Source organism: Mesorhizobium sp. M7A.F.Ce.TU.012.03.2.1 (assembly GCF_004006095.1).
Taxonomy (GTDB): domain Bacteria; phylum Pseudomonadota; class Alphaproteobacteria; order Rhizobiales; family Rhizobiaceae; genus Mesorhizobium.
In genome coordinates, this window is sequence record NZ_CP034779.1 from 1,521,085 (window position 1) to 1,545,169 (window position 24,085).

A 24,085-nucleotide genomic window follows, 5' to 3' on the forward strand; every position below is an offset into this window, starting at 1 on the left:
CCAACCCAACCGCTTGGCGCTGCCGCGAACCCATCATAAGGGGGAAAACTGTTACCTATGTATCCGGTTCAAACTGTTACCCATCTATCGGCTGGACATCGTCAGCGTTGGAGCGTCTCCCTTCTCCCCGTCACTATACGGGGAGAAGGTGCCGGCAGGCGGATGAGGGGCGCGCCAACGTTGGCAAGATCAACGAACGACGGGAGAGAGACATGGTCACCGACAGTCTGCTGAAAACCTATGCCGAGTCCGACGCGCTCGACCTTGCGGCACTTGTGAAGCGGGGCGACGTTTCACCGGCGGAACTGGTCGAGGCGGCGATCACGCTGGTCGAGCGGCTCAACCCGGCGCTCAATGCGGTCATCCATCGCCTCTACGACATGGCGCGGGCGCAGGCCGAGACGGTCGACACATCAGCGCCCTTCGCCGGCGTGCCGTTCCTGCTCAAGGAGCTGGCCTCGTCCTGGACCGGGGCACCGAACACCAACTCCTCATTCTACCTCAGGGATGTCGTTGCCGATTTCGACACCGAGGTCGTTCGCCGCATGAAGGCGGCCGGGCTGGTGCTGGTCGGCAAGTCGAACGCGCCGGAGAATGGCTGGTCGATCACGACGGAACCAAAACTCTACGGTGTGACGAAGAACCCGTGGAAGGAAGGCATCACGCCCGGCGGCTCGAGCGGCGGCGCTGCCGCGGCCATCGCTTCGCGCATGGTGCCGATCGCCGAGGCCAGCGATGGCGCCGGCTCGATCCGCATTCCGGCCTCCTGCTGCGGCATCGTCGGCCTGAAACCGTCGCGCGGCCGCGTCAGCCTCGCGCCGTTCGGCGACTATTGGTATGGCGGCGCGTACTTCCTGTGCTGCTCGCGCACCGTGCGCGACACGGCGGCCTATCTCGACGCGGTTGCCGGCGCGCTGCCGGGCGACCCCTATACGCCGCCGGTGCCCGATGGTTCTTGGCTCAGCCTGTCGGCACGGGCGCCAAAGAAGCTGCGCATCGGCTTTTCCGTCACGCCACCCAACGGCACGGCGATCGATGCGGAGGTGAAGGCGGCGGTGCTGGCAACCGTGGCTGCGCTCGAGCGGCTCGGCCACGACGTCGAGGAGCACGATATGCCGCTCGACGCGAACGCTGTGTGGAAGACCTACACCAACATGACCTGCGTGCAGACGGCGGCGACGTTCGACTACCTTGAAACGGTGATCGGCCGGCCGGTGACGCCAAGCGATGTCGAGGCGGTGACTTGGGCAATCATCGAGCGCGGCCGCTCGACCAGCGGCACCAGGCACATCTCCGATGTCGAACAGCTCAGGCAGGTCGGCCGCGACATCGTCGGCGACCTCTGCGCCTACGATCTCTTCATCACCCCGACCCTGACGCAGCTGCCGCGTCCGTTCGGCTATTACGACATGTCGGAGACGGACATCGACCGCTACAACGCCAAGTGGGCGGATTCGGTGTTTGCGTTCCCCTTCAACATCTCCGGCCAGCCGGCGATCTCGCTGCCGCTCGGCTGGTCGAAAGACGGCGTGCCGATCGGCGTGCAACTGGTCGGCCGCTACGGTGACGAGGCAACGGTGCTGGCCGCGTCGGCGCAGCTGGAGCAGGAGATGCCGTGGAGCGATCGGGGGCCACCGGTGAGTGGTTAGGTGCTGGCGGATGGCGCGCGGCTTCGAGATTGGCCAAATCGCCCATCGCTTCGTCATCCTCGGGTCTCCGCGACGGAGCTTCGCTCCTGCTCCGCCCGTGGATGACGAAGGTGGGGAGGCTTCGGCCAACCTCCAGCGTGCAGACTCAAAGCCGGCTATCCAATCCTCTCCAGCCGCCTCGGCAGGCGGTTCATGGCGACAGGCCCGTCCGGCGTGATCAGGAACTGGTCCTCGAGATTGAAGCTGGCGAGGCCGTCTATGTAGAGCGGGATCTCGAAGGCCAGCACCATGCCGGCTTCGATGACGACATCGCTATCGGCGGCGATGAACGGCCATTGCTCCGAGAAGACCGACTGGCCGACGCCATGGCCGAAATGACCGCGGCGGTAGGTGCGCAGCCCTTGCCGCGCCAGGCTGTCGGTGGCGACGCGATGCACGTGAGCGAGCGTGGCTCCCGGAACAAGCGCGGCCAGCCCGTCGTCAAAGGCCCGCTCGGCGATCGCGTGCAGTTCGGCCTGCTCGGCGGATGGCGATCCGAAGGTGAAATTGCGCGACATGTCGGAGGCGTAGCCGCCGACCGTGCAGACCATGTCGCACTTCAGCGGATCGCCAGGCATGGCTTTCGCATCGGTGCTTTTGGCCTTCGCGCCCAGCGTCACATATTCGGCTGTGGCGACCGGATGGGACAGGCCGGACGCGGCCGTGGCGACGCCTTGCCGATAGAGGGCAATGAGATCGCCCTGACGCATGCCGGCCATGGCATCGACCTGCAGCCGCTCCAGCCCGGCTTCCGACAGGATGATGCCTTGCTGGAGCAGATCGATCTCGCGCGGCGACTTGATGGCCCGCAACCTGTCGAGCACGGCCGAGCCGTCGACCATCGTGCAGCCCGGCAGCAGCGCCTGCATGACCGAGAGATCGGCGGCGGGAATAAAATCGAGATCGACGCCGATCCTTGCGCGCTCAAGTCCGAACCCGCTCAGGATCTCCTTCAGTTCGCGGACGGAACGGGCAAGTTCGAATGTTGCCGGCCGGGAAAAACCAGGCGCCCGGCCAGACGAGGCAAGGCCGGCCTCGACGCGTTGCGCCAGCCCTTGCCCTGCGGTCGAGGCGTCAAGCGTGGCGGTTTCGATCCAGATTGGGTGGCTGCGGATGACGGCATCCGACAGAGCCAGTTGCAGCTGTCCCGCATTGAAATCCGCCACCACGACGCCCATCGGCAGGTCCTGGCCCGCGGGGATGACGACGAAGCCGGCGCCGGCGCGCCGGAACAGTCCCGACGGGCCGATCGAGGCGCCGGTCGCATAGTGGAAAGCCTCGGGCGCGCACAGCACCAGCGCCTCGATGCCGGCGCGGTCCATCAGTTGCGCCGCGCGCTGGCGATCGACAAAGCCTGTCATGGGTTTCTCCACTGTCCGAAGCGGCAACGGAGCATTCCGGGCATCGACAATCAAGCCGCTGACAGCAGCTACTTGATCGATTCCAGCTTGGCGACGGCGGCGGTGAAGCCGGCCAGCGACACCGGGATGGTGACCGGCTTGCGGGTGACCGATTCCATGCCGATGTTCAGATTGGTCCCGGACTTCATGGCCTTGATGAGATCCGCCGACAGCGGCGTGGCGGCATAGGCGCCGTTCTGGTCGCTGGTCTGGATGGCAATCGTCGTCTTCTGGCCCTGGTCGATCTGGAAGGAGGCGCCGGACGGCAGGAACAGGCCGTGCGGCAGGGCAAGCAGCATGGCGAGGCTGCCATTGCCGTTGTCGCGGCGCACGGTCACGGTCAGCACGCGCTGCCCGGTCTTGGCCTCCGTCAGGTTCTGCGACACCTGGCACTGAAGCTCGGTGGTCGCCGAACCGGAGGAGCAGTTCACTGCCCACGGATTGGCATCGGCCGGTTTTGCATTGCTTTCAGCCGGCTTTGGCTGGGCCGGCTTGGCATCTTCGGCAAGGGCTGGGCCGGCGGCCAGACCAAGCCAGAGGGCGGCCAGCCCCGCGGCCATGCCAAGTAAATTAGACTTGTCTAAAGTAAGTGCCATGTTGTTTTGCCGGATGCCTTGCATGTTTCCTCGCCGCGCCCCGGTATTCTCCCGAGCATGGCTTGATACAACACTCGCGACTGTTCCGAAAGCCGAGCCGGAGGCAAGCAAGCCGGCGAAATTACTGTGGCCTTTCAGACACAGCGAGCAATTTTGCAGGAAAGCTCTAGAAATCGGATCGGCCAGGACTCGCTATACAATAGAATTCGAGTAAGAATCTACACGGGGCGCGTGTAGTCCCCGAAGGACTCGCCAGGGATGGGAACTACCGAGACTTCTCGGCAAGTTGTTGAGATAGCGGCGCGTGGGGAGGATTTCCACGTTCGCGCTGGCTATCGCCGTTCGCAAATCGCCAGGCATCTTTGGAAGACGACGGCGCTGACGACGCTGGCGCTCGGCCTTTCCGGTCTGACGGCCCATGCCGATCCGAACGGCCTGTGGCAGCCGCAGATCCGCGCCATCATCGGCGCCGACAACAATGGCGGCAACGCCGCGCTCGAAGGTTTCATCCCGCTCAAGCAGACGGCCGAATCCGTGCTGTTCCTGGATGTCCGGGCCAAGCATGATTTCAAGGATGGTTCCGGCCAGGATGTCGGCCTCGGCATTCGCCGCATCGTCAACCCGGACCTGATGATCGGCGGCTACGCCTATCTCAACCTCGAGAACTACAACTCCACCCAGTTCACCGCGGCCACGCTGGGCGCCGAGGCAATCACGCCACATTTCGATGCGCATGTGAACGTCTATCTGCCGATCAAGGGCGATTCGACGGATCACTCGACCAACTCGACCCTGTCGATGGTCAGCAACCAGCTGATCGAGCAGATCTCGGTCCTCGACCACCGCGACTACGCGGCGTGGGGCATCGAGGGCGAGATCGGTGCGCAGGTGCCGGTCGCCCTGCCCGACAAGCATTCGCTGCGGCTCGACATCGGCGGCTATCATTTCGAGGACCCGCACGGCGACGACGGCAGCGTCACCGGCGGCAAGGCCGGGTTCGAGTATACGATCGGAGATGTCTTCGGCAGCAACACGGAACTGGTCTTCGCCGGCGAGGTCCGCAACGACAATCGCGACGACACCCAGTTCGCCGGCAGTGTGCGGCTGAACATCCCGTTCAATCCCGGCAGCGGCTCGGACAATGGAGCCGAAAATGGGGCCGATAGCGGGCCGGAGCCGGTCTATCCGGTCAGCGAAGGCCTGCGCAAGCGCGTCAACGAACGCGTGCGTGGCGATATCGGCGTCCGCGTCCAGTCGCAGACGCTGACCGGCGGCTCGACGACGCGTGTCGCGATCAACGCCGCCACCAATGACGCCTTCGGCAAGTTCTATTTCGCCGATGGCGGCCTCGCCGGCGCCGGCATGCTGGCCGACCCGACGACTCTGGACGACGCCGTGACCAAGTCGGGTGCGAACGGCTTTGTCGTCGCGCTTGGCGGCAACGGCAATCTGACGACCGGCGGCGTGACGCTTGCCAATGGACAGACCGTCATCGGCGGCGGCGAAAGCGTCACCGCCAGGCTTTTCGGCGGCGGCACCAGCACCTTCAACCTGGGCGGCAGCGACGGCACGATCCAGGGCACCAACGTCGCCAACCCGGTCATCACGCTGGGCAACGGCAACACGCTCAACGGCATCACCATCACCGGCGGCGCCGACGGCATTTTCGGCAACAACATCACCGGCGCGACGCTGACCAATGTGACGGTCACCGGTGCGGGCGGCAACGGCGCCGACTTCACCGGCAGCTCGACCGGCATCACCGGCTCCAATTTCACCGCCACCGGCAACGGTCTCGACGGCCTGCACATCGACGGCGACGGCACCTACAATTTCACCGGCACGACGCTGCTGCAGGGTAATCTCGACGACGGTCTCGATATCAGCGGCAAGGGCACCTACACCTTCGCCACCGTCAATGCGCAGGACAATACTGACCGCGGCATCACCGTGCAGGGCACGTCGACCGGCGGGACGTTCACAACCACCGGCGGCACCGTATCGGGCAATGGCGGCACCGCCGTCTTCATCGATCCGATCACCGCTCATGTCGTGCTGGACTCGATCAGCCAGAGCGGCGGCACGTCGGGTGTCGTGCTCGAGAATGTCGCGGGCAGCTTCACCGTCAACGGTGCGACGACGATCTCCAACACGACCGGGCCGGCGATCGCCATTTCGGATTCGCCGGCGGCGATCCGCTTCGGCGACATCAACATCACCAATCCCGGCGCCGACGGCATCTCGTTTGCCGGCGTCAATGCGGCGGTGGTCGCCGGCAACATCGTCATCTCCGGACTGGGTGTCGGCACCGGCCTCGACTTCTCCGGATCCAAGACCAGTTTCACCGCCCAGTCGCTCAACATAACCGGCACCGGTGCTGCCGGCTCGATCGGCATCGACCTGACCTCGCCGAGCGTCGGCGGCGCGGTGATCACCGTCACCGATGGCGGCGTTATCACCAATGTCGATACCGGCGTGCGCTTCGGCCTAGCGGGGTCGCCCGCCAATTCGGCCAACGCCGAGTTCACCTTTGGCGGCGGTTCCAGCTCCATCTCCGGCATCACCGCCTCGCTCGATGCGCGCGGGCTCAATGAGGGCAGCGGCCACTACGCCTTCGGCACGACACAGTTTGCCGGCCCGCAACTCTACGACCTGCGCAATTACATCTTCGTCGCGGCCGGGGCTTCGGGCGGCGGCACGTCCATCACCGACCTCGCCTCGATCGATTATGCCGACAGCATTACCGCCAGCGACGCCATCATTGTCCTGGTCAACCGCGGGACGATCGACGACGCCACCGGCTTCTCGCTGAGCGACGGACAGGAACTTGCGTCGTTCGGCAACGGCCGCGCGTTCTCGCTCGGCGGGGTGCCGTTGAATGTCACCGGCACCAACGTCCATCATGACGAATCCATCTCGGATTCCGCGGGCGCGGCAACGCTGACCAGTTCCGGCGGCGGCGATGTCGTGACGCTGGGCAACGGCAACACATTGCTCGATTTCAATATTGCCGGGGGCGCCGCCGCCGGCATCCACGGCCTGGGCATCAATGGCCTGACCGTCCAGGGCGTGACGGTCAGCAATGTCGCAACCGGCCTCTTCCTCGATGGAGTGACCGGTACGGTCTCGGTCGACGACCTGACCGTCCAGACCGCATCTGAAATCGGCATCGTGCTTGTCGGTTCGAGCGCGACCGTCAATTTCACCGGCAACACCAAGATCACCAACGCCACCAGTGCGGCGCTGTCCGCCAACAATTTCGACGGCATCGCCACCTTCGACGATCTCGACATCACCGGCGGCGGCGTAGGCATAGGCATCGTCGGCAGCTCCAGCGGAACCTTGACCTTCGGGGTCGGGAGTTCCATCGCCAACACGAGCAGCAACGCCTTCTCCATCAGCAACTCGACGCCCAACGTCACCTACAACGGCACCATCAACCAGACCGCTGCTACCAGCGCGGTGGGGATCTCCGGCATGAGCGGCGGCAGCGCCACGTTCGGTGGAGCGATCACCGCCAGCACCGCCACCGCCTTTGCGATCAACCTGAGCGGCAACACCGGCGGCACAATCAAGTTCACCGGCGGGCTGGATCTGACCACGACGACCGGCACCGGCTTCAGCGCCACCGGGGGCGGCACGATCACAGTCGCGGCCGCAGGCACGGAGCAGATCACCACCGGCACCGGCCACGCGATCAATCTCGACGGCGTCACCATCGGCACCGGCGGCATGGCGTTCGACAGCATCACGACAGGTGTTGCGCAAGCCACGGCGCTCAACTTCAATGCCGTTTCGGGCGGCCCGTTCCTGGGTGGCAATGTCACCATCGGCGGCACCGGTGGCGGCATCAACGGCCTTGCAATCAACGCTTCGTCATCGACCTTCACCATCACCAATCTGGTGACGACCAATGTCGCGGGCACCGATGTCAGCCTGACCAACAACACCGGCTCGATCGCGATCCTCGGTGGCGCCATCGCCAATTCGGGCACTGGCGACGGTGTCGTCGTTTCCGGTGGCAGCGCGACAATCGGTGTGGCGGCCAACATCTCCAGCTCGGCAACCGTGCCAGGCACGGCGCTCAAGGTCGACGGCACCACCGGCGGCTCGGCGACCTTCAGCGGCAGCATCACCTCGACCGGCACCGGCAATCTTTTCGCGATCGGCTCGACGCTGCCCCCGGTCGGCGGCGCGATCAGCTTCATCGGCTCGACGCTGTCTGCGACGGGCGGCGGTGGCGCCGTCGTCACCGGCCTTGCCGGAACCGCGACGCTGAACGTCACAGCTCCGCTGTCGATCACCGGCGCCACTGCCACCGGCCTGGCCGTCGCCAATGTCGCCAGCACCGCATCGGCGACCTTCGGGGCGGTGACCGTGTCGGGCGCCACGGGCAATGGCATCGACATCACCAACAATGCCGGCGCCGTCACCTTCGGCACCACCAGCGTGACGATGGGTTCGACCGTCGGTCCAGCCGGCATCAACTTCGCCCTGACCAATGCCGATGTCACATTTGGAACAACCAATGTGACGATGGGCTCCGGCGCCAACCAGACCGGCATCGACTTCAGCGGTTCATCGACCACGGCCGATTTCGGCGTGACAACGATCACCGGCACCGGCGACCTCACCTCGCGCGGCATCGACCTGTCATCGACGACGGGCAACAAGACCATCACCTTTCTGCAGGGCTCCAGCATTTCCAATGCTGGTGTCGGCGTCGAACTGTCGTCGGGCGGCACGACGGCGACGTCGGCCAACGCCAACTTCACCTTCGGCGACGGCGACGCGACTGTGCTGCAATCCTCGATCACAGCGGCCAGTGGCGGCTACACGGTCAACACGATCGGGCTCGATCCGACGCTCGGCAATTATGATTTCGATGATGTCGCCTTCACCGGCAGCGCCAATCTGGCCAGCGCGGTCGGCGGGGTCGTCATGATTTCCCAGGACGGTGGCGTGATCGCTGCCGGCACCAACGGGCTCAGCGCCGCGGTGACCACGGTCACGGCCGCTCAGGCCGATGCCATGACCGGCACACTGACCTTCGCCTTTGTCGGCACGGTCGATCTGAGCGCCACGCCGTTCACGCTCGATTCGGGCCAGTCGATCACCGGCTTCGGCAACGGCAGTTCGATCATCACCTCCGGCACCATCCAGCCGATCAATGTCCAGGGCAATCTCGGCGCCACCGGTGGCAACGTCACCGGCAATGAGGGCGTGGTCAAGAGCACGGGCGGCGATACGTTGCAGCTGCTCGGCAGCAACCAGGTGCGCGACACCGCGTTCGACTTCACCGGCGGCAGCGGTTCGGTCTTCACCATCGACCAGAATGCCGGCGGCTTCAGCAATGTCGGCGGCATCGTCATCCAGGGCGTCACGGTCAGCAATGTCGCCACCGGCCAGACGGCGTTCAAGGTCGCCGGCCTCGACACCAATTTGTCGATCACGGACAACAACGTCAACGTCGCCGGCACGCTGCTCGACGTCGATGGCGGCGCCGGCAACATCACGGTCACGCGCGGCACCTTGCCCAACAGCGGACCGGCGGGCACGCTGACCGGCGGCGGCATCTCGATCGCCAACCGCACCGGCGGCACGATCAACTTCACCGGCAAGGTCACAGTCAACGGCAATGGTGCCTCGCTTACCAACAACGCTGGCTCTACGGTCACCTTCGCCGATCTGGACATCACCACATCGGGCGCGACGGCGTTCAGCGCCAGCGGCGGCGGCACGGTCAATGTCACGACCGGCACGATCAACGCCACCAACGCGCAGGCGGTGGCGCTCGACGGCATCACGGCCGGTATCAACTTCGCCTCGACAAGTGCGACTTTCGCTTCCGGCAGCGGCATCGACCTGCAGAACCTGGCCGGCACCGCAAGCTTCGGCACCGGTACGCTGACCAACACCGGTTCGGGCACGTCGTTCAATGTCGGCTCGACGATCGCCGGCAGCGGTGGCAACGCGACGATTTCCTATGGCGGCACGATTGCCAGCAACGGCACGGGCGCCGCGGCGTCGATCCAGAGCATGACCGGTGGCTCGGTGACGCTGTCGGGTAATCTGGCCGATACCAATGCGTCCGCCGGCGGCAACATCGTCGTTGCCGGTAACGACGCAGCCGCGATCACCTTCTCGGGCACCAGCAAGGTGATCAGCTCGGGCGCGACGGACGGCGTGAGCTTGGGCATCATTGGCAATTACGGCTTAGGCGCCCCGGCACTCAATACCAACAGCACGATCGACTTCACCCATGGCGGCCTTGATATATCGACAATGGCCGGGGCGGGCTTCGTCGCAATTGGCGATTTAGGCCCGGCTGGCGCAACCTCCACCATTATTACCGTCACCGGCGCGGGCAACAAGATCAATGCCGGCAGCGACGGGCTTGCTGTGTATGGTGCCAATGTCGGCAGCGCCGGCATTACCTTCGACAGCATCTCGGCGGACTCCACGATCCCCCTTCCCGGCGACCCCGGCGGTGCCGGAGTGACGCTGTTGGGCGCCAATCTCGTCGGGGATGTCAACATCGGCGGCCTGAGGGATACTGGATACACCGGCGCCTGGCTGTACGCCCTGAGTGGCACCGGAGAGGTCAATTTCACCGGGACGATCGATCTCGACGTCCAGTATGCCGGGTTCAATATCGGCGGTCCCGAGGTTGGTACCGTCAACATCGCCAATGTCGCCGGATCCACCCTGACCATCGATGGCGGCCAGTTCGGCATCATACAGAGCTCGCAGGGCGGGACCGTCAACGTCGGCATCAACGGCAGCGCCAGCATCACGAATACCACCCTCTCGGCTATCAGCCTCGGCGGCGGCAATGACCTGGCCTTCACCACGCTGACCTACAAAGGTTCGATCACGGTCGGTGTGGGCGCGGTGTTAAGCGCCACGGGCGATGCGACCCGTCTGAACATGAGCGGTTCCGTCGTTTCCACCACGTCATCGACGGCCTTCGACTTCTTTGGCCATGCCGAAGGCATATACGATATTTCGAGCACCATCGATCACAGCGGTGGCGAGGGTGTCGCCATCGGCGGCTCGGCCAACGGCACGGTCACCTTCTCCGGCACGTCGAAGATATTCAACACCGGCGCCAACGATGCCATCGTCAAGGCACCGTCGTACGTGATGGACCCGCAGACCAAGGGCACTCTCGCCTTCACCAATGGCGGCCTTGTCATCACCACCAGCAGCGGCGCCGGCTTCACCGCCAGCACCTTCGGTTCGGGAACAGTCAGCGTCACCGGCGCCGGCAACACCATCACGACCACGAACGGCGGCACGGCGCTGAAGCTTGGCGACGCGACGGCGGTCGTCGCCGGGGCGAAAGGCGCGACGGTCGGCGCCGGTGGTATCAAGTTCGATACGATTTCGGTCAATGGCGCGGCGACCGGCATATCGCTCAACAATGTCAGCGGCGGCGTAATCGATCTCGGCACGGTCAACCTGCTAGGCATCACCGGTGCCAATGCGCGCGGTGTCGACATTTCCGGCACGCTCGGCTCGACGTTGAATTTCGCCAGCCTGAACATCGGGCTTGGCGCGGCGAACACCATCGGTCTCGACCTCAACGGCGCGTCGCTCGGCGCGAGCAACATCACCGCTGGCGATTTCGACGTCGACGGCGGCGGTTTTGCCGGCACGATCGGCATCGACATGGCCGACACGACCGGCACCGGCACGATCCAGCTCGGCGACACGGTCAACAACAATCCGGCGGGACAGACCTCCAAGATCGACAATGTCGGCTATGGCGTCCAGTTCTCCAGCGCCACCAACGCCCAGCTCGTGTTCGGCGACGGCGCCGGCCCGGCCGAATCGTCGATCAAGACCACAGGCGGCCAGGTCATCCACGCCACCGACACTTTGCCGACCAACGGCGACTACAATTTCAACGACGTCAATTTCGATGGCGACATTTCGAACCTGTCTTCCTACAAGGTCTACTATGTCACGGCCGATGCCACCGCCCTTGGCGACGGCAATCTGCTCAATCCAGGCACCTACGCCAACGCCCAGACGTCTTCGGCCAATGTCATTGTGCTGATCGACAAGAACGTCGATGGCGGCCAGGCGACGATCGACCTCGGCGCGACGTCGTTCCAGCTCGATGACGGACAGGTGCTGCTCGCCTTCAAGAGCAACGACGCGGCGATCGATGTCTCGCAGCTCGGGGTCGACACCAGCGCCGGCGCGTCGCCGGCGTTCCACTTCACCACGGTGCAGAATTCGCCGATCATCGCGGCGCCGGCGGGCATCGACACGCTGCGGCCGGTCCTGCAGAGCAATAACGCCACGCAGGTCATCAATCTGGCGACATCAGGCAGCGGCATCTTCACAGGCGGCATCCAGAACCTGATCGTCAGCAATCTCGGTTCCGGTTCGGGCGTTGCCGCCAACGCGACCGGCGCCTCCAGTTTCTTCGTCAGGAACAACACCATCACCGCCGGCGGCAACGCGCTCGATTTCTCCACCACGGGAGCTCCGGCCAATACGCTTCTGCTTTCGATCGACGGCAACACGCTCAGGTCGACCGCATCCGGCCTGGCTGCGTCGTTCAACGGCCAGAACATCGATGCCGACCTGAATTCAATCGCGATCAGGTCGTTTGCCGGCAATACGGTGACCGGGGGCGCCGGCAGTGGCGGCATCGCCTTCAGCAATGTCCGCTTCGATTCCGACGGCGCCGGCGGCACCGTCAGCGCCGGCACGCTCGGCATCGGTAACCCAGGCGCTCGCGTCCAGGGCAATGGCCTCAGTTTCACCAACACCAGCGGTACCCTTAATCTAGGCACGCTCAGCCTTGCCAACAATGGCGGCACCGGTGTCATCGCCAACACCAAAACCACCACCTTCACGCTGAACAACACCGGTGGCGTGGTCACCACCACCAACGGCGCGGCGTTCGATCTCGATCCGCTGACCGTCAACATGACGTTTGCCACCGTAAACGCCAGTGGCGGCGCGAGCGGCATCATCTTCGACGGCGTCGCTGGTACCTTCACCGTTACTGGCGCGACCGCCATCGGCAACACGACAGGCTTTGGCATCGATGCCGTCAACACCAACACCGGCACCTTCAACTTCAACACGGTGACGGTGAACAATGCCACCGTCCCCAACACAGGCGGCGGCATCCGAGTCCAGACCGGCACGCTCAACGTCACCGGCCTCGCCAACATCGACACGACCAGCGGCGTTGGCCTCTCGCAGGCCGGCGGCACAACCAGCTTCACCAACGGCTTGACCATCGACACCACCGCCGGCACCGGCATTCTCGCCACCGGCGGCACGATGGGCATCACCGCTACGGCTGCCGCCCAGACGGTGAACGCAACCGGCGGCACAGCGATCAATCTCTCCGGTGTCGCCGCCACCATCGCGCTCGATTCGACCTCGTCGGCCGGTGGCATCAACAATGTCAGCCTGACCGATGTCACGGGCATTGTTGGACTTGGAACTGGTGCGCTGAGCGGCGCAACGGGCGCGTCGTTCAATGTCGTCGGCGGCACGGCTGCCGTGAGCTATTCGGGCACGGTCAACAATTCGGGCGCATTCAGTCCGGCGCTGAATGTCCAGAGCCGGCTTGCCGGCGCCGGCCCCGTCGCCCTGAGTGGTAATCTGACGGCCAGCGGGCTGGGCGTATCGCTGAACAACAATGCAGGCGGTACGGTGACGGTGTCCGGCGCCTCGAACAGCTTTACCGGTGGGGGCACCGGCATATCGATCACCGCCAACACCGGCGGCACCTACAACATCAGCGGCGTCAGCTACGCCATCGGCATGAGCAGCGGCGGGCTTGGCGTCGATATTGCCGGCAACAGCGCCCCGGTCACGGTCAATTTCAACGGCGGCGGTCTGGCGATCGTGACCTCGGCAGGCGCCGGCTTCAATGCCACGGGCTCCGGCACGATCAGCGTCACCGGCGTGGGCAACTCCATCGCCACGGGCACCGGTGTGGCGATGAACCTGAGCGGCGTCACGGTCGCGGCCACCGGCATGAATTTTTCCTCGACCAGCAACGGCGCCGGCGGCAACAGCGCCGTCGTCCTCACCAACGTCATCGGGTTGGGGACGATCAATCTCGGCGCCGGCACGCTGGTCGGCGGCAGCGCGGCAACCATCGCTGTCAGCGGCGGCACCGCCAACCTCAACTATACCGGCAATGTCAGCCAGTCGAACAATGCCACCCTGGTCAGCGTCGCGGGCGGGCACAGCGGCACGCTCAACTTCGCCACCGGTACGCTGTCGGCGACGAACGGCACCGGCCTGCAGTTCGACAATGCGGACGGCATCTACAGTTTCGTCGGCACGACGACGCTGAATGGCGGCAATGCCAGCGTCGACATCCTCAACGGCTCGGGCGGCACGTTCAATTTCGGCACCGGCACCTCGATCATCAGCCCCAGCGGCACGGCGTTCAACGTCAATGGCGGCACCGCCACCGTCACCTATGCCGGCACGATCACGCAAGCCACCGCCGGCCAGCGCATGATCGTCGTCGCCGACACCGCCGGCGGTTCGGTGAATTTCACCACTGCCGTGGCGAACGGGCTCAACGACACCGGCGGCACCGGCATCGTGATCGACGGCGCGGCGGGCAGCGTCACCGTCAACAATGCCAGCCTGACGGGCACGGCCGGCATCACCATTCTCGGCGATTCGACCAACAATGCGACCGGCACCTACACTTTCAACAATGTCGCCATCCAGACCGACGCGGGGGCTGCGAACAATGCCTTCGTCGTCGATGGCGACCAGGGCACGCCAGGCAATGACGACGTCAGCGCGGTCGTCAACCTGAACAATGTCGACATCACCAACCCTGGCGGCAATGTCGCCAACATCCGCGGCATGGCCGGCGGCTCGGTCAATTTCGACAGCGCCAGCACGATCACTCGCAACGACGGCGGGCTGGGCATTGCCGTGCTCAGCAACGCCGGCGGCACGATCAACTTCGGCGGCGCGATCAAGACTCTCTCGACCGGCGTCAACGCCGCCGTCATCCTGACCAGCAACCCCGGCGCGGCCATCAACTTCACCAATGGCGGGCTGGTTATCAACACAACGAGCGGCGGCGGCTTCAGCGCCACGGGCGGCGGCACGGTGACGGTGCAGGGCACCGGCAACACGATCACCTCCGGCACAGGCACGGCGCTCAACGTCGTCAACACGATGATCGGCGCCAGCGGGCTTAATTTCCAGAGCATTTCGGCGAATGGCGGCACCAACGGCATCGTGCTCAACAATACAGGCTCGGGTGGATTGACCGTTACAGGTGTCGGCACCACCGCCGGCTCGGGCGGCACAATTCAGAACACAACCGGGCGCGGCGCCAGTTTCATCAGCGCGAGCAACATCACGCTGAAGAACATGAATTTCACCAATGCCGGCACCGACGATCTCGATGCCGACAATTCGGGGCTTTCGACCGGTGACAACCTCACGACCAACGCGGCCATCCACCTTCAAAACGTCTCTACGGCGACGCTGGACCGGATCGCCATTTCGGGCGGCGCCGAGCAAGGCATCAACGGCAATACCGTTTCGAACTTCACGCTCAGCAACAGCAGCATATCGAATGCGGGCAATGGAGCGGACGAAGATGGCATCCATTTCTACAACATGTCCGGCACCAGCGCGGTCACCAACACCACGATCACAGGCAGCGGCGACGACAACTTCCAGCTGCAGACCCAGTCCGGCACGCTCGCGCTGACGATTTCAGGCGGCAGCTCGACTGGCGCCGTGCTTGGCAGCGGGTATCTGTTCGGCATCCGTGGAACGTCGAACGCCACGATCAACTTCTCGGGTGCCAATTCGAGCAACAACTTCAGCGGTGGCATCGTCGCCGATGCCTTCGACAACTCCACAATGAACCTGAACGTCATCAACAGCACTTCGAGCAGCAACAACGATCAGCTGTCCGTCAGCGCCGGGGACAACAGCGATGTGAGCCTCGTCGCCACCGGCAACACGCTGAGCAGCACGGCGGCGGGCGACTTCGTCGTGGTGAGCCTGCTCGGGTCGGCGTTCGACAACGGCTTTACTTTTGACGCTCGAATTGAAAACAACACCATCACGGTCGCAAACGGGCTGACAGCGGATGGCATATCCGTATTCAATGCCGGCGGCGGCGCCATGCGGGTCGGAATCAAAAACAACTCCATCGACTATGCCGGTACGCAACGTGCTATCCTTGTCCAGGCCGGACAGGACGGCGCCGGCAGCATCCTGGCCCAGATAACCGGCAACGCGATTGACATCAAACTGGATGGGACCGGAGATGCAGTTGCTGGCATTCTCGTCCAGTCAGCCGTCACGGACCCGGAGGGAAATGGTGCATCCGTCGATCTGAGCATAGGCGGCGCCGGCGCGCTCGCGAACATCTTTACGCATTCGCTTGGCGGCACCATGGCGGCTGGTGACATCCGGGTACGTCAGCGCAACAACGGGACGATCAACCTTAGCGGCTATGCTGGGGGCGCCATGGATACTGCTGCCGTGATCGCTTATCTGAACGGCCGCAATACAGTTGTTTCTGCATCTACCGCGACGGCGCAAACGAGCGGATTTACCGGGCTTGCCACGCCGCCGTTCCCATGATGGCTACGTTGATGAGGTAGAAAGGCCACCATTTGGTGCGACGATCTACAACTTTGGGTATACACTGCCTTCCTGCGCCTCTCGTTATTTAAATACTGTCTATTATTTTATAATAGTACTTGGTTTGTTAGAAACCCAAGTAGACTTCTATGTCGTTCCGTGTATTCTTCTGATATCTAATGAGGGCGCGAGACATGGCCGAGCCATTTCTATCGGAAATCAGGATTATGTCCTTTGTCTTCCCGCCCAAGGGTTGGGCGCTCTGTAACGGGCAGCTTTTGCCGATCAACCAGAACCAGGCGCTATTTTCACTGCTCGGAACCACTTTCGGCGGTGACGGCCAAGTCAATTTCGCGCTGCCCGATTATAGGGGACGTATCCCGATCCACGTTGGGAGCGGTCACACACTAGGCGAGCGCGGTGGCGAGCAAAGCCATACGCTGTCGATTTCCGAAATACCGACACACGTTCACTTTGCGCAGGCAAGCACAAACACCGGTAGCAGCCAGGATGGTGCGGGGAACGTTTTGGGGGTGGTTCCGGGGCGGCTGTATAGCGATTTCGCGAACGTGACGACGCTGAGCCCGAGCACAATTACCAGTGTCGGCGGCAGTCAGGCACATCTCAACATGCAGCCGTTCCTGACGCTGAGCTTCTGCATTGCTCTGCAGGGCATTTTCCCTTCGCCGAATTAAGGAGGCGCGATCATGGCACAGCCTTATGTTGGTGAGATACGCATGTTTGCTGGCAATTTTGCGCCGGCCGGCTGGATGTTCTGTGAGGGACAGCTTCTGCCGATCTCGGAGAACGAGACACTGTTCCAGCTGATTGGCACGACCTATGGTGGCGATGGCCAGAGCACCTTCGCGCTGCCCGACCTGCAAGGCCGTGTTCCGCTCCATCAGGGCAGCGGCTTTATCCTTGCGGAGACGGGAGGCGTGGAGGAAGTCAATCTGACAATTTCCCAGATTCCTTCACACAGCCATCCGATGGTCGCGTCCCTGAACATTGGTCAAGATACAAGTCCCAGCGGGAAGGTCGTTGCACAGATTGGCGGTGGCGCCTTGCCCTACATCCAGGACACGACCGATACCGACATGGCCCAGCAGGCTGTAACAGCCGTTGGCGGCAGCCAGCCGCACAACAATTTCCAGCCGTATCTTTGCATCAGCTTTATCATTTCACTTTTCGGCATCTTTCCGTCGCCGACCTGAGAGGGACATCATGGCTGACCCGTTCGTCGCCGAAATCCGAATCTTCCCCTTTTATTTCGCGCCCAGGGGTTGGGCGTGGTGCGACGGGCAGTTGCTGCCGCTGTCGCAGAACACGGCATTGTTCTCGTTGCTGGGCACGACCTATGGCGGCAATGGCAAAAGCAATTTTGCCTTGCCCGACCTTCAGGGCCGCTTGCCGATGCACCCGGGGCAAGGACCAGGGCTTTCGCTGCACGATCTCGGCGAGACCGACGGTACGGAAACGGTAAGCCTGCTCGAATCGGAGATTCCTAACCACACCCACGCAATGCGCGACCATGACATCGACCTAGGCGAACTCAATGCGCCGTCCTCGACGCGAAGCCTGGCCAAATCCACCAACGCAACAATCTATACCCCTGCGGCCAACCTGACGCAGATGAGCCCTCAAGCGCTCCCCCCTGCCGGCGGCGACCAGCCGCACAACAACATGCAGCCCTATCTCACCTGCTATTTCTGCATCGCGCTGCAGGGCGTCTTCCCGCCAAGAAGCTGAATTCCGAACCGAAAGGGCAGGACCGTACGATGGCCAAGAACGCAGAACCGAAGTCGAAGGTCCCCGCAGCGAAGACGCCGGCGCCGAAAGCGGCTTCCAGGGCCCGCCCGGCGCCGTCCAGCCCTCCACCCATTTTCCAGCACAAGCCGGCCGGCACGTCGTTTTTCGAACTGTCGCGGCTGATGGTGGTGGGGATCGATTCCGCCAAGGGGCAGTTGATCCAGAAGGCGCAGCTTTCGCCGAACGGGCCATGGCCCTCGGCCTGGTCGTTCATCGCGCCCGGCGCCTGGGTGATCATGACGGCGGGCCTCACCAAGGACGGCCGTGTCGCCGTGGTCGCGCAGCCATCGGGAACCACCAATCTGTCCTTCATCACCGAAGACGCCAACCAGATCGGCCCGGTCGAGAAATGGACCGCGCCGATGAGCATCGGCACGCCGCCCGGCGCCACCTCCTATCAGAAGCTTTCGATGGCGCGCGATGCCGATGGCCGCATCGAGGTCTTCGTCACCGACAATCAGGGCCGCATCTGGTGGATCTACCAGAATCCGGACCAGATCGTGCAGGTGCAGAAAACCATCACGCCGCCCGGCACGACGACACCGATCGTCGTCACCGTCGACGTGCTGACGCCGCCGGCCAAACCGTGGAGCGACTGGATCCAGATCCCCGGCGGCCTGGTGACGGTTTCGGCGATACGCCAGGGTGACGGCCGCATCGCGCTGTTCGGCCTCAATTCGAACCTGCATCTCTATCGCTGCCAACAGGCGAAGGCGCAGGCCCTGAAGGCCGCCGACTGGACGGGTTGGGTGCAGATCGACACGACCCAGACAGGTGGTTTCATCGAGATGGCGCCGGTCATCGGTCCATTGGGCGCCACCAATTTGTTCGCCCTGACCCAGAACGGCCAGGTGCTGCACACGCGCCAGATGCCCGCCGGATCGGATAGGTGGACGCAGTGGGCGACACCCGGCTACTCCAGGGCGCCCAACCAGGCGCTTGCCGCCGGCATCCAGGGCGACGGCGATATCGTGCTGGTCGCGGCCGACCAGCAGCACTTCCTCCAATTCAACGCGCAATGGGATGCCTATACCCAGAACTGGTCGGGATGGCGCGATTTCGGCGCATCCCTTCGCTCGACGCGCCTGACGCTCAACTACAATGCCGACGGCCGGCTCGCTTTGTTCAGCCTGGCGCTCATGCCGGACGGCACCAACGGGCTGTGGACGATCAACCAGATGGGCGTCGACAGTTCCGAATGGGAGTATAACTGGACGTCGCTGACCGACAACAATCTCAAGCAGATCGTCGTCGTGCGCGACCTGACGCCGCCGGTCTGACGGTTGATTTCCGGCAGCGTGGCGGAAGGCAAGCAGGCCCGTCCGGTCTGGCCCCGGTCTGACCCGGCCGGGCTCCGCTTTCGTGCGGCAGTGGAGGCGGACTTGCCGTTCCTGTCGCGGCTCTATGCCTCGACCCGCTTCGAAGAACTCGCGGTGACGTCGTGGAGCGAGGCGCAGAAGGCCGAATTCCTCGGCATGCAGTTCCAGGCCCAGCACGCGCATTACCGAAAACACTATCCCGAGGCCGATTGGCTGGTGGTGGAACGCGATAGCGAAGACATCGGCCGACTCTATATCGAGCGCTGGCCAACCCAGCACCGCATCATCGACATCGCCTTCCTGCCGCATCATCGCCGCAAGGGTTACGGCACCGCGCTGCTCTGCGACCTCATCGACGAGGCATGGTTAGCCGGCAAATCAGCGTCGATCCATGTCGAGAAGCACAATCCGGCGAGACGGCTTTATGTCGCGCTCGGCTTCGCGGTCGTCGAGGACAAGGGCGTTTATGACCTGATGGCCTGTGCGCCGCCGGGGGGCGACGATCTATGATCGTCAAAACCGATTTGTTGGCATGCGATCATTGTCTATGGTCATCGTTTGCGCTGCCCCTCACCTGCCTGCCGGCATCCTCTCCCCGTACAGTGACGGGGAGAGGGACGCTTCCATCGCGGATTTCGCCAATCTCCAGCGTTGCAAGAAAGGCGCCGGCGTCGCAGCCAGCCACTCTCGCCCCGTTTACGGGGAGAGATGTCCGGCAGGACAGTGAGGGGCGGCGCCGGCGGCAAGGATTGTCGCATTAGGCCCTGTCACGATGCGATAGGCCTGCATGCAGCCCAAAACTGGGTCCTAATTGAACACCGCCTCGTACAGCCGCCCCGTCGCATCGGCGGCGACCGGCACGATGAAGATCTCGTGGCTGCCGCTTTCCCCGGTGAAAAGATAGGTCGCCTGCGGCAGTGCGATGTCGCGCGGGCCTTTGAACAGCAGCGAGAAACCGCCACCCGGGCGCGGGCTGGCGGCGATGGGCTTGACCGCGCTCAGTTCGAGCGGGATCTGCTGGCCCCCGGCTTCTATGGTGAAGGTTTGTCCCTGCTCGAAATCCGCCATCCCGTTTGCCTCAATCTGTCCGCTGGAGCGGTTCAGCGTTCGGATCGCTGATCCGGCTTTTGTTTGTTCGCAATTGCCAGGGGAAAACCGCTCCACACTTTTCCTGGAATTGCTCCAGTGGAGGCACTGTCGCCGCTTCGCCGCAAGCTGTCCAGAGGCGGGCAGGCTGGGGTCGTGTTCCCGAAGACAATCGACCGCCGCAATCCCAAAATACAGCACCGCCTGTCCTTTTATGCGCGCGAGAGACGCTGTAGTACTTTGTTCCTGCGCGGGATTCCTTTCGACCCAAGATCAGCGCAAACAAGCATAGATCCCGGCGTCGGGACCATTGGCAGCCTGATGGGCGTGCGGGAGACGGATGATGGCTGATGCAAAGACGGAAGTGACGGGCGACGCGATGCCGCTGTTCTATTCGAGGCCCGAGGCGCTCAACCCGGCGCGGCACGGCTCGCTGGGCCTGACTTCACGCAGCGATTTCGGCTTCGCCCGCTCGGCGCACGCCATTCCGGTGGTGGCGTCGGAAATGCCGGCGGCGATGCGCTCCTACCCGATCGTCTTTATCGGCCCGGCCAAGGCGCCGGTGATCATCACCGGCGTGCGCCAGAACGAGAACCTGTTCGTCGATGCCGAAGGCAAATGGACCGCGCCGCACTACATCCCCGCCTATGTCCGCCGCTATCCCTTCATCCTGGCCGAAGACCCGACATCGGCCGGCCGGCTGACGCTGTGCGTCGAACGGACCAGCGACCGCATCGTCGACCAGTTGCTGGCGCCGTCCCGCGATGACAAGATCCTGCCGTTCTTCACCGGCAACGAGCCGACCGAAGCGACCAAACAGGCGCTCGCCTTCTGCAACCAGTTCCAGATCGACTTCCGAGCGACTCGCGAGATGGTCGAAAAGATCGATGCGCATGGCCTGTTTTCGCCACGCCAGAGCAAGGTGACACTGGAAGGCGGCGAGGTGCTCAACCTCACCGATTTCCAGGTGATCGACGAGCCGGCCTTCAACAAATTGAGCGACGAGGCGTTTCTCGACCTGCGAAAATCAGGCGCGCTCGGCCTGCTCTATTGCCATCTCGCCTCGACCAACAGTTGGACCTCGCTGGTGCATCAGGCGTCGCTGCGGAAGGCGGGGCGGCCAGCGAGCTGATTTCACCCTGGCACGCAGTAGATTGATCGTGACAACAGCGCAAGTGATTAACTTGAGGACACAGTGATAGTTCCGTCTTCAGGGCCGCTTACGATGGTCTCCTCGAAGTAATTGTTTGTGATCCGAACATAGTATTCTCCGGTCAGAGCGCCGGATTCCGCTTTAAGCTTAAAGTTAATTGTTGTTGTGTCTTCGATGTTAGTGTCGTTGTCGTTGATCAATAAACATGAGGCTATTTCTGAAGTGTCAGCATAAATAAAGTCGATTACCAGGTGCTCTGTGTCGTTAAACCAACCCCGATCCGGGGAGACCGTCACGCTCACAGTAATCGGCTCTCCGGCTCTTACAGCATTCCCTTCAGGTGTATCGACGCGAACTATATCTACTCTTGCCATGATCCATCTCCCTTTGGCATTCTCAAATGACAATCGGGAACGCTAGTCGAGATCGCCGCGCCCGTTGCGGTTCATGGCGCCGCCGGACCGCCCCATCGCACCGCCAGACCTGCCCATGGCGCCGCCCGATCGCCCCATCGCACCACCAGATCTTCCCATTGCTCCACCCGACCGGCCAAACGAATGCGGGTCCAGCTCTGCACCCAACAGAACATCTTCGAGCGTTCCCGTGTCGAGCTCCAGCCGCATTGTCAGGTCACTCTTGTCGTACACCCAGACCTGCATTCCGCGGGCAAATGAGCCTATCTGCGATGACAGTCCGGTATAGGCAGGGTCGCTTGGACCGCGGCTCATGACCTTCAGATCAGTGTCCGCCGGAGCTGGATAATCAACCGCGGTGCCAGGCCCATGAACAAGAAGTATGGTCGGTCTGGCCAGCTCGTAGAACTGCGCCTCGAAGGTGAACGCATAGATCCTTGCCAGCAGGCTGCCCGAGGCGTCGATCTGGTTCTGCAAGAATCTATTATTGCCAGGCCTTGGAGGCCGTCCCCCATCAATCCTCTTCTTCAGCTTCAAATCTTCAAGAACTCTACCGAACAAGTGTATGGCCGAGGTATTTAAAATGGTTTCAGTTATCATGGATCACCCCATCCTCTGCATGTCGATCAAAGCTCGGCGCCACTTCTGGACATCCAATATTTCTCGAAATAGCTCATATCCGGGAGACGCACCTGATCCCGTGGACGAGCGATCCGACCCTCATGAACATGGCTCTTTCGGTCTGGCCTCGTCAGGCGAGGCCCGGCACGGTAGCGAAAAATCCCTCTTCGGTCGAAATCCCGGAAGATGATGCTGGATAGTTCTCCTCCGGTCACGCGGTCGTCGACCGCGAGCATCGTTCTCGCCACGTCACGATAGTCCAGGAAATCCGGGGCGAGAGCCCACAGCGTCTCGGCGAGATAGGTACCCACGATATCGCGCGCGTCGAGCAGCGCTTCGACGAAACCGTCTGGATTGCGCGTGAAATCGCGGTCAAAGACCTTCTGGAGCGGCGCCTCGGCGGTTGGGTAGATCTCGGCGAGGTCGGCAAGATCTTCGGCCTCCGGCGAAATCAGTCCTCGATCCACCAAGCTCTCGTGAAAGACATCGACCAGAATGTCGAAGACGGCACCCGTTAGAGGTTGCGACAAGGCATGCTCGTCGGTCCAGCCGTCCGCGAAATCGGCCATCGTCAGCTTGTTGTTGGCCTCGCGTATCTGGCGGTGCGGTGAAAATTCCGAAAAGCGAGAGAGTTGATTGGCGATGTAGAGGTTCCCACGCGTCACCGTCAGAACGTTTTCGATCACGGATGGAAAATGCATGGCCGCGATCAACGAAACGCAGTCGGAAAAGGCCTCCTGAAAGCCCAGATATTCGGGGAACTCAGCTCCCGGCTTGGGTATGCCGAGGACGCTGTAGACGAACGCATGGCCAACCTCATGCGCGATAATATCGAAGTCGAGGCTGAAGGGGAGCGCGCGTCCGTCTTTCGTGAATTGGCTGCCGAGCTCGAGGAAGCCATAGCCGTATTGAGCGTTGTCCCAATCCGGCAGGATCGAGATTTCCAGACGGTCGTGGTGATCGTGGAAATGCCAGACGAGCGGTTGGCCGATGTAACGCTCCCAAACGTCGAGCGTGAAGCGCACGCATCCGAACGCGTGCGCTGCTTCGAAGCCGGGCGTCGAGGGCTGATAGTGATCGAAGTTGCCTTCCTCGTCGGGAATGGCCGGATCGAGGATCGCTCGCGTCCAGGGCGGCAGGGAGATGAAGGGCGTGCCCAACGGACCGTGGTTGACGCCATAGGGCCGCGTCTTGTCGGCCGGCTCGACGACATACATACGATCGTCGGATGGGCCAGGTCCGACACTGCCTCGCGGGGACGAAACCGTAATGATCTCGGGACTTGACGTAGGGTCTTCGAACGGAGGCTGAACGAACAACCTGAACCGGGTACCCATTCCCCACCTCTCGGTTATATTAGTAGCATAACATAATAT

14 protein-coding genes are annotated in these 24,085 nt (G+C 63.0%); 8 read left to right on the forward strand and 6 right to left on the reverse strand.

The window, feature by feature from the left end:
* Positions 1-212 precede the first annotated feature (212 nt).
* Positions 213-1,649 (forward strand): amidase, encoded by a 1,437-nt coding sequence (locus EJ079_RS07425; protein ID WP_127808621.1) that lies wholly within the window; start codon positions 213-215, stop codon positions 1,647-1,649.
* A 155-nt stretch (positions 1,650-1,804) separates the two neighbouring features.
* Here the strand turns inward: EJ079_RS07425 and EJ079_RS07430 are convergent, their stop codons facing one another.
* Entirely contained in the window at positions 1,805-3,049 is a 1,245-nt protein-coding gene (locus EJ079_RS07430) for a Xaa-Pro peptidase family protein (protein WP_127808623.1), read from the reverse strand.
* Positions 3,050-3,117: 68 nt separating this feature from the next.
* On the reverse strand, positions 3,118-3,684 hold the full coding sequence (locus EJ079_RS07435; RefSeq protein WP_245481823.1) for an invasion associated locus B family protein: 567 nt from the start codon (positions 3,682-3,684) through the stop codon (positions 3,118-3,120).
* Positions 3,685-3,942: 258 nt separating this feature from the next.
* Here EJ079_RS07435 and EJ079_RS07440 point away from each other — a divergent pair, with 258 nt between their 5' ends.
* The 6 genes from EJ079_RS07440 (at position 3,943) to EJ079_RS07465 (ending at position 19,946) form a co-directional block, all read left to right on the forward strand.
* Positions 3,943-16,308, forward strand: a complete 12,366-nt coding sequence (locus tag EJ079_RS07440; protein WP_174800305.1) for a hypothetical protein — start codon at positions 3,943-3,945, stop codon at positions 16,306-16,308.
* Between the two features lie 194 nt (positions 16,309-16,502).
* The gene (locus EJ079_RS07445) at positions 16,503-17,003 is read left to right on the forward strand and encodes a tail fiber protein (protein WP_127267580.1); all 501 of its coding nucleotides are present in this window, start codon (positions 16,503-16,505) and stop codon (positions 17,001-17,003) included.
* Between the two features lie 12 nt (positions 17,004-17,015).
* The gene (locus EJ079_RS07450) at positions 17,016-17,522 is read left to right on the forward strand and encodes a tail fiber protein (protein ID WP_127399261.1); all 507 of its coding nucleotides are present in this window, start codon (positions 17,016-17,018) and stop codon (positions 17,520-17,522) included.
* A gap of 10 nt (positions 17,523-17,532) precedes the next feature.
* Positions 17,533-18,057 (forward strand): tail fiber protein, encoded by a 525-nt coding sequence (locus EJ079_RS07455; protein ID WP_127267582.1) that lies wholly within the window; start codon positions 17,533-17,535, stop codon positions 18,055-18,057.
* Between the two features lie 29 nt (positions 18,058-18,086).
* Positions 18,087-19,397 carry a hypothetical protein gene (locus EJ079_RS07460; RefSeq protein ID WP_127808625.1) on the forward strand — a complete coding sequence of 437 codons (1,311 nt, stop codon included), beginning with the start codon at positions 18,087-18,089 and terminating at the stop codon, positions 19,395-19,397.
* Between the two features lie 18 nt (positions 19,398-19,415).
* Positions 19,416-19,946, forward strand: a complete 531-nt coding sequence (locus EJ079_RS07465) for a GNAT family N-acetyltransferase (protein WP_281040159.1) — start codon at positions 19,416-19,418, stop codon at positions 19,944-19,946.
* A 297-nt stretch (positions 19,947-20,243) separates the two neighbouring features.
* Here EJ079_RS07465 and EJ079_RS07475 read toward each other — a convergent pair whose 3' ends face one another.
* Positions 20,244-20,504: a hypothetical protein gene (locus EJ079_RS07475; RefSeq protein ID WP_127329353.1), complete on the reverse strand. Its 261-nt coding sequence runs from the start codon at positions 20,502-20,504 to the stop codon at positions 20,244-20,246.
* 358 nt (positions 20,505-20,862) lie between these two features.
* On the opposite strand from EJ079_RS07475, the gene EJ079_RS07480 reads away from it, so the two are divergent.
* Entirely contained in the window at positions 20,863-21,654 is a 792-nt protein-coding gene (locus EJ079_RS07480; RefSeq protein ID WP_245481825.1) for a SapC family protein, read from the forward strand.
* A gap of 47 nt (positions 21,655-21,701) precedes the next feature.
* Here the strand turns inward: EJ079_RS07480 and EJ079_RS07485 are convergent, their stop codons facing one another.
* Genes EJ079_RS07485 through EJ079_RS07495 form a run of 3 tightly spaced genes read right to left on the reverse strand, consistent with a single transcriptional unit; the run spans position 21,702 to position 24,046 of the window.
* Entirely contained in the window at positions 21,702-22,049 is a 348-nt protein-coding gene (locus tag EJ079_RS07485) for a hypothetical protein (RefSeq protein ID WP_127808629.1), read from the reverse strand.
* Between the two features lie 42 nt (positions 22,050-22,091).
* Positions 22,092-22,688, reverse strand: a complete 597-nt coding sequence (locus EJ079_RS07490; RefSeq protein WP_127267587.1) for a hypothetical protein — start codon at positions 22,686-22,688, stop codon at positions 22,092-22,094.
* A 26-nt stretch (positions 22,689-22,714) separates the two neighbouring features.
* Positions 22,715-24,046: a hypothetical protein gene (locus EJ079_RS07495; RefSeq protein WP_127811290.1), complete on the reverse strand. Its 1,332-nt coding sequence runs from the start codon at positions 24,044-24,046 to the stop codon at positions 22,715-22,717.
* Positions 24,047-24,085: the final 39 nt, after the last annotated feature.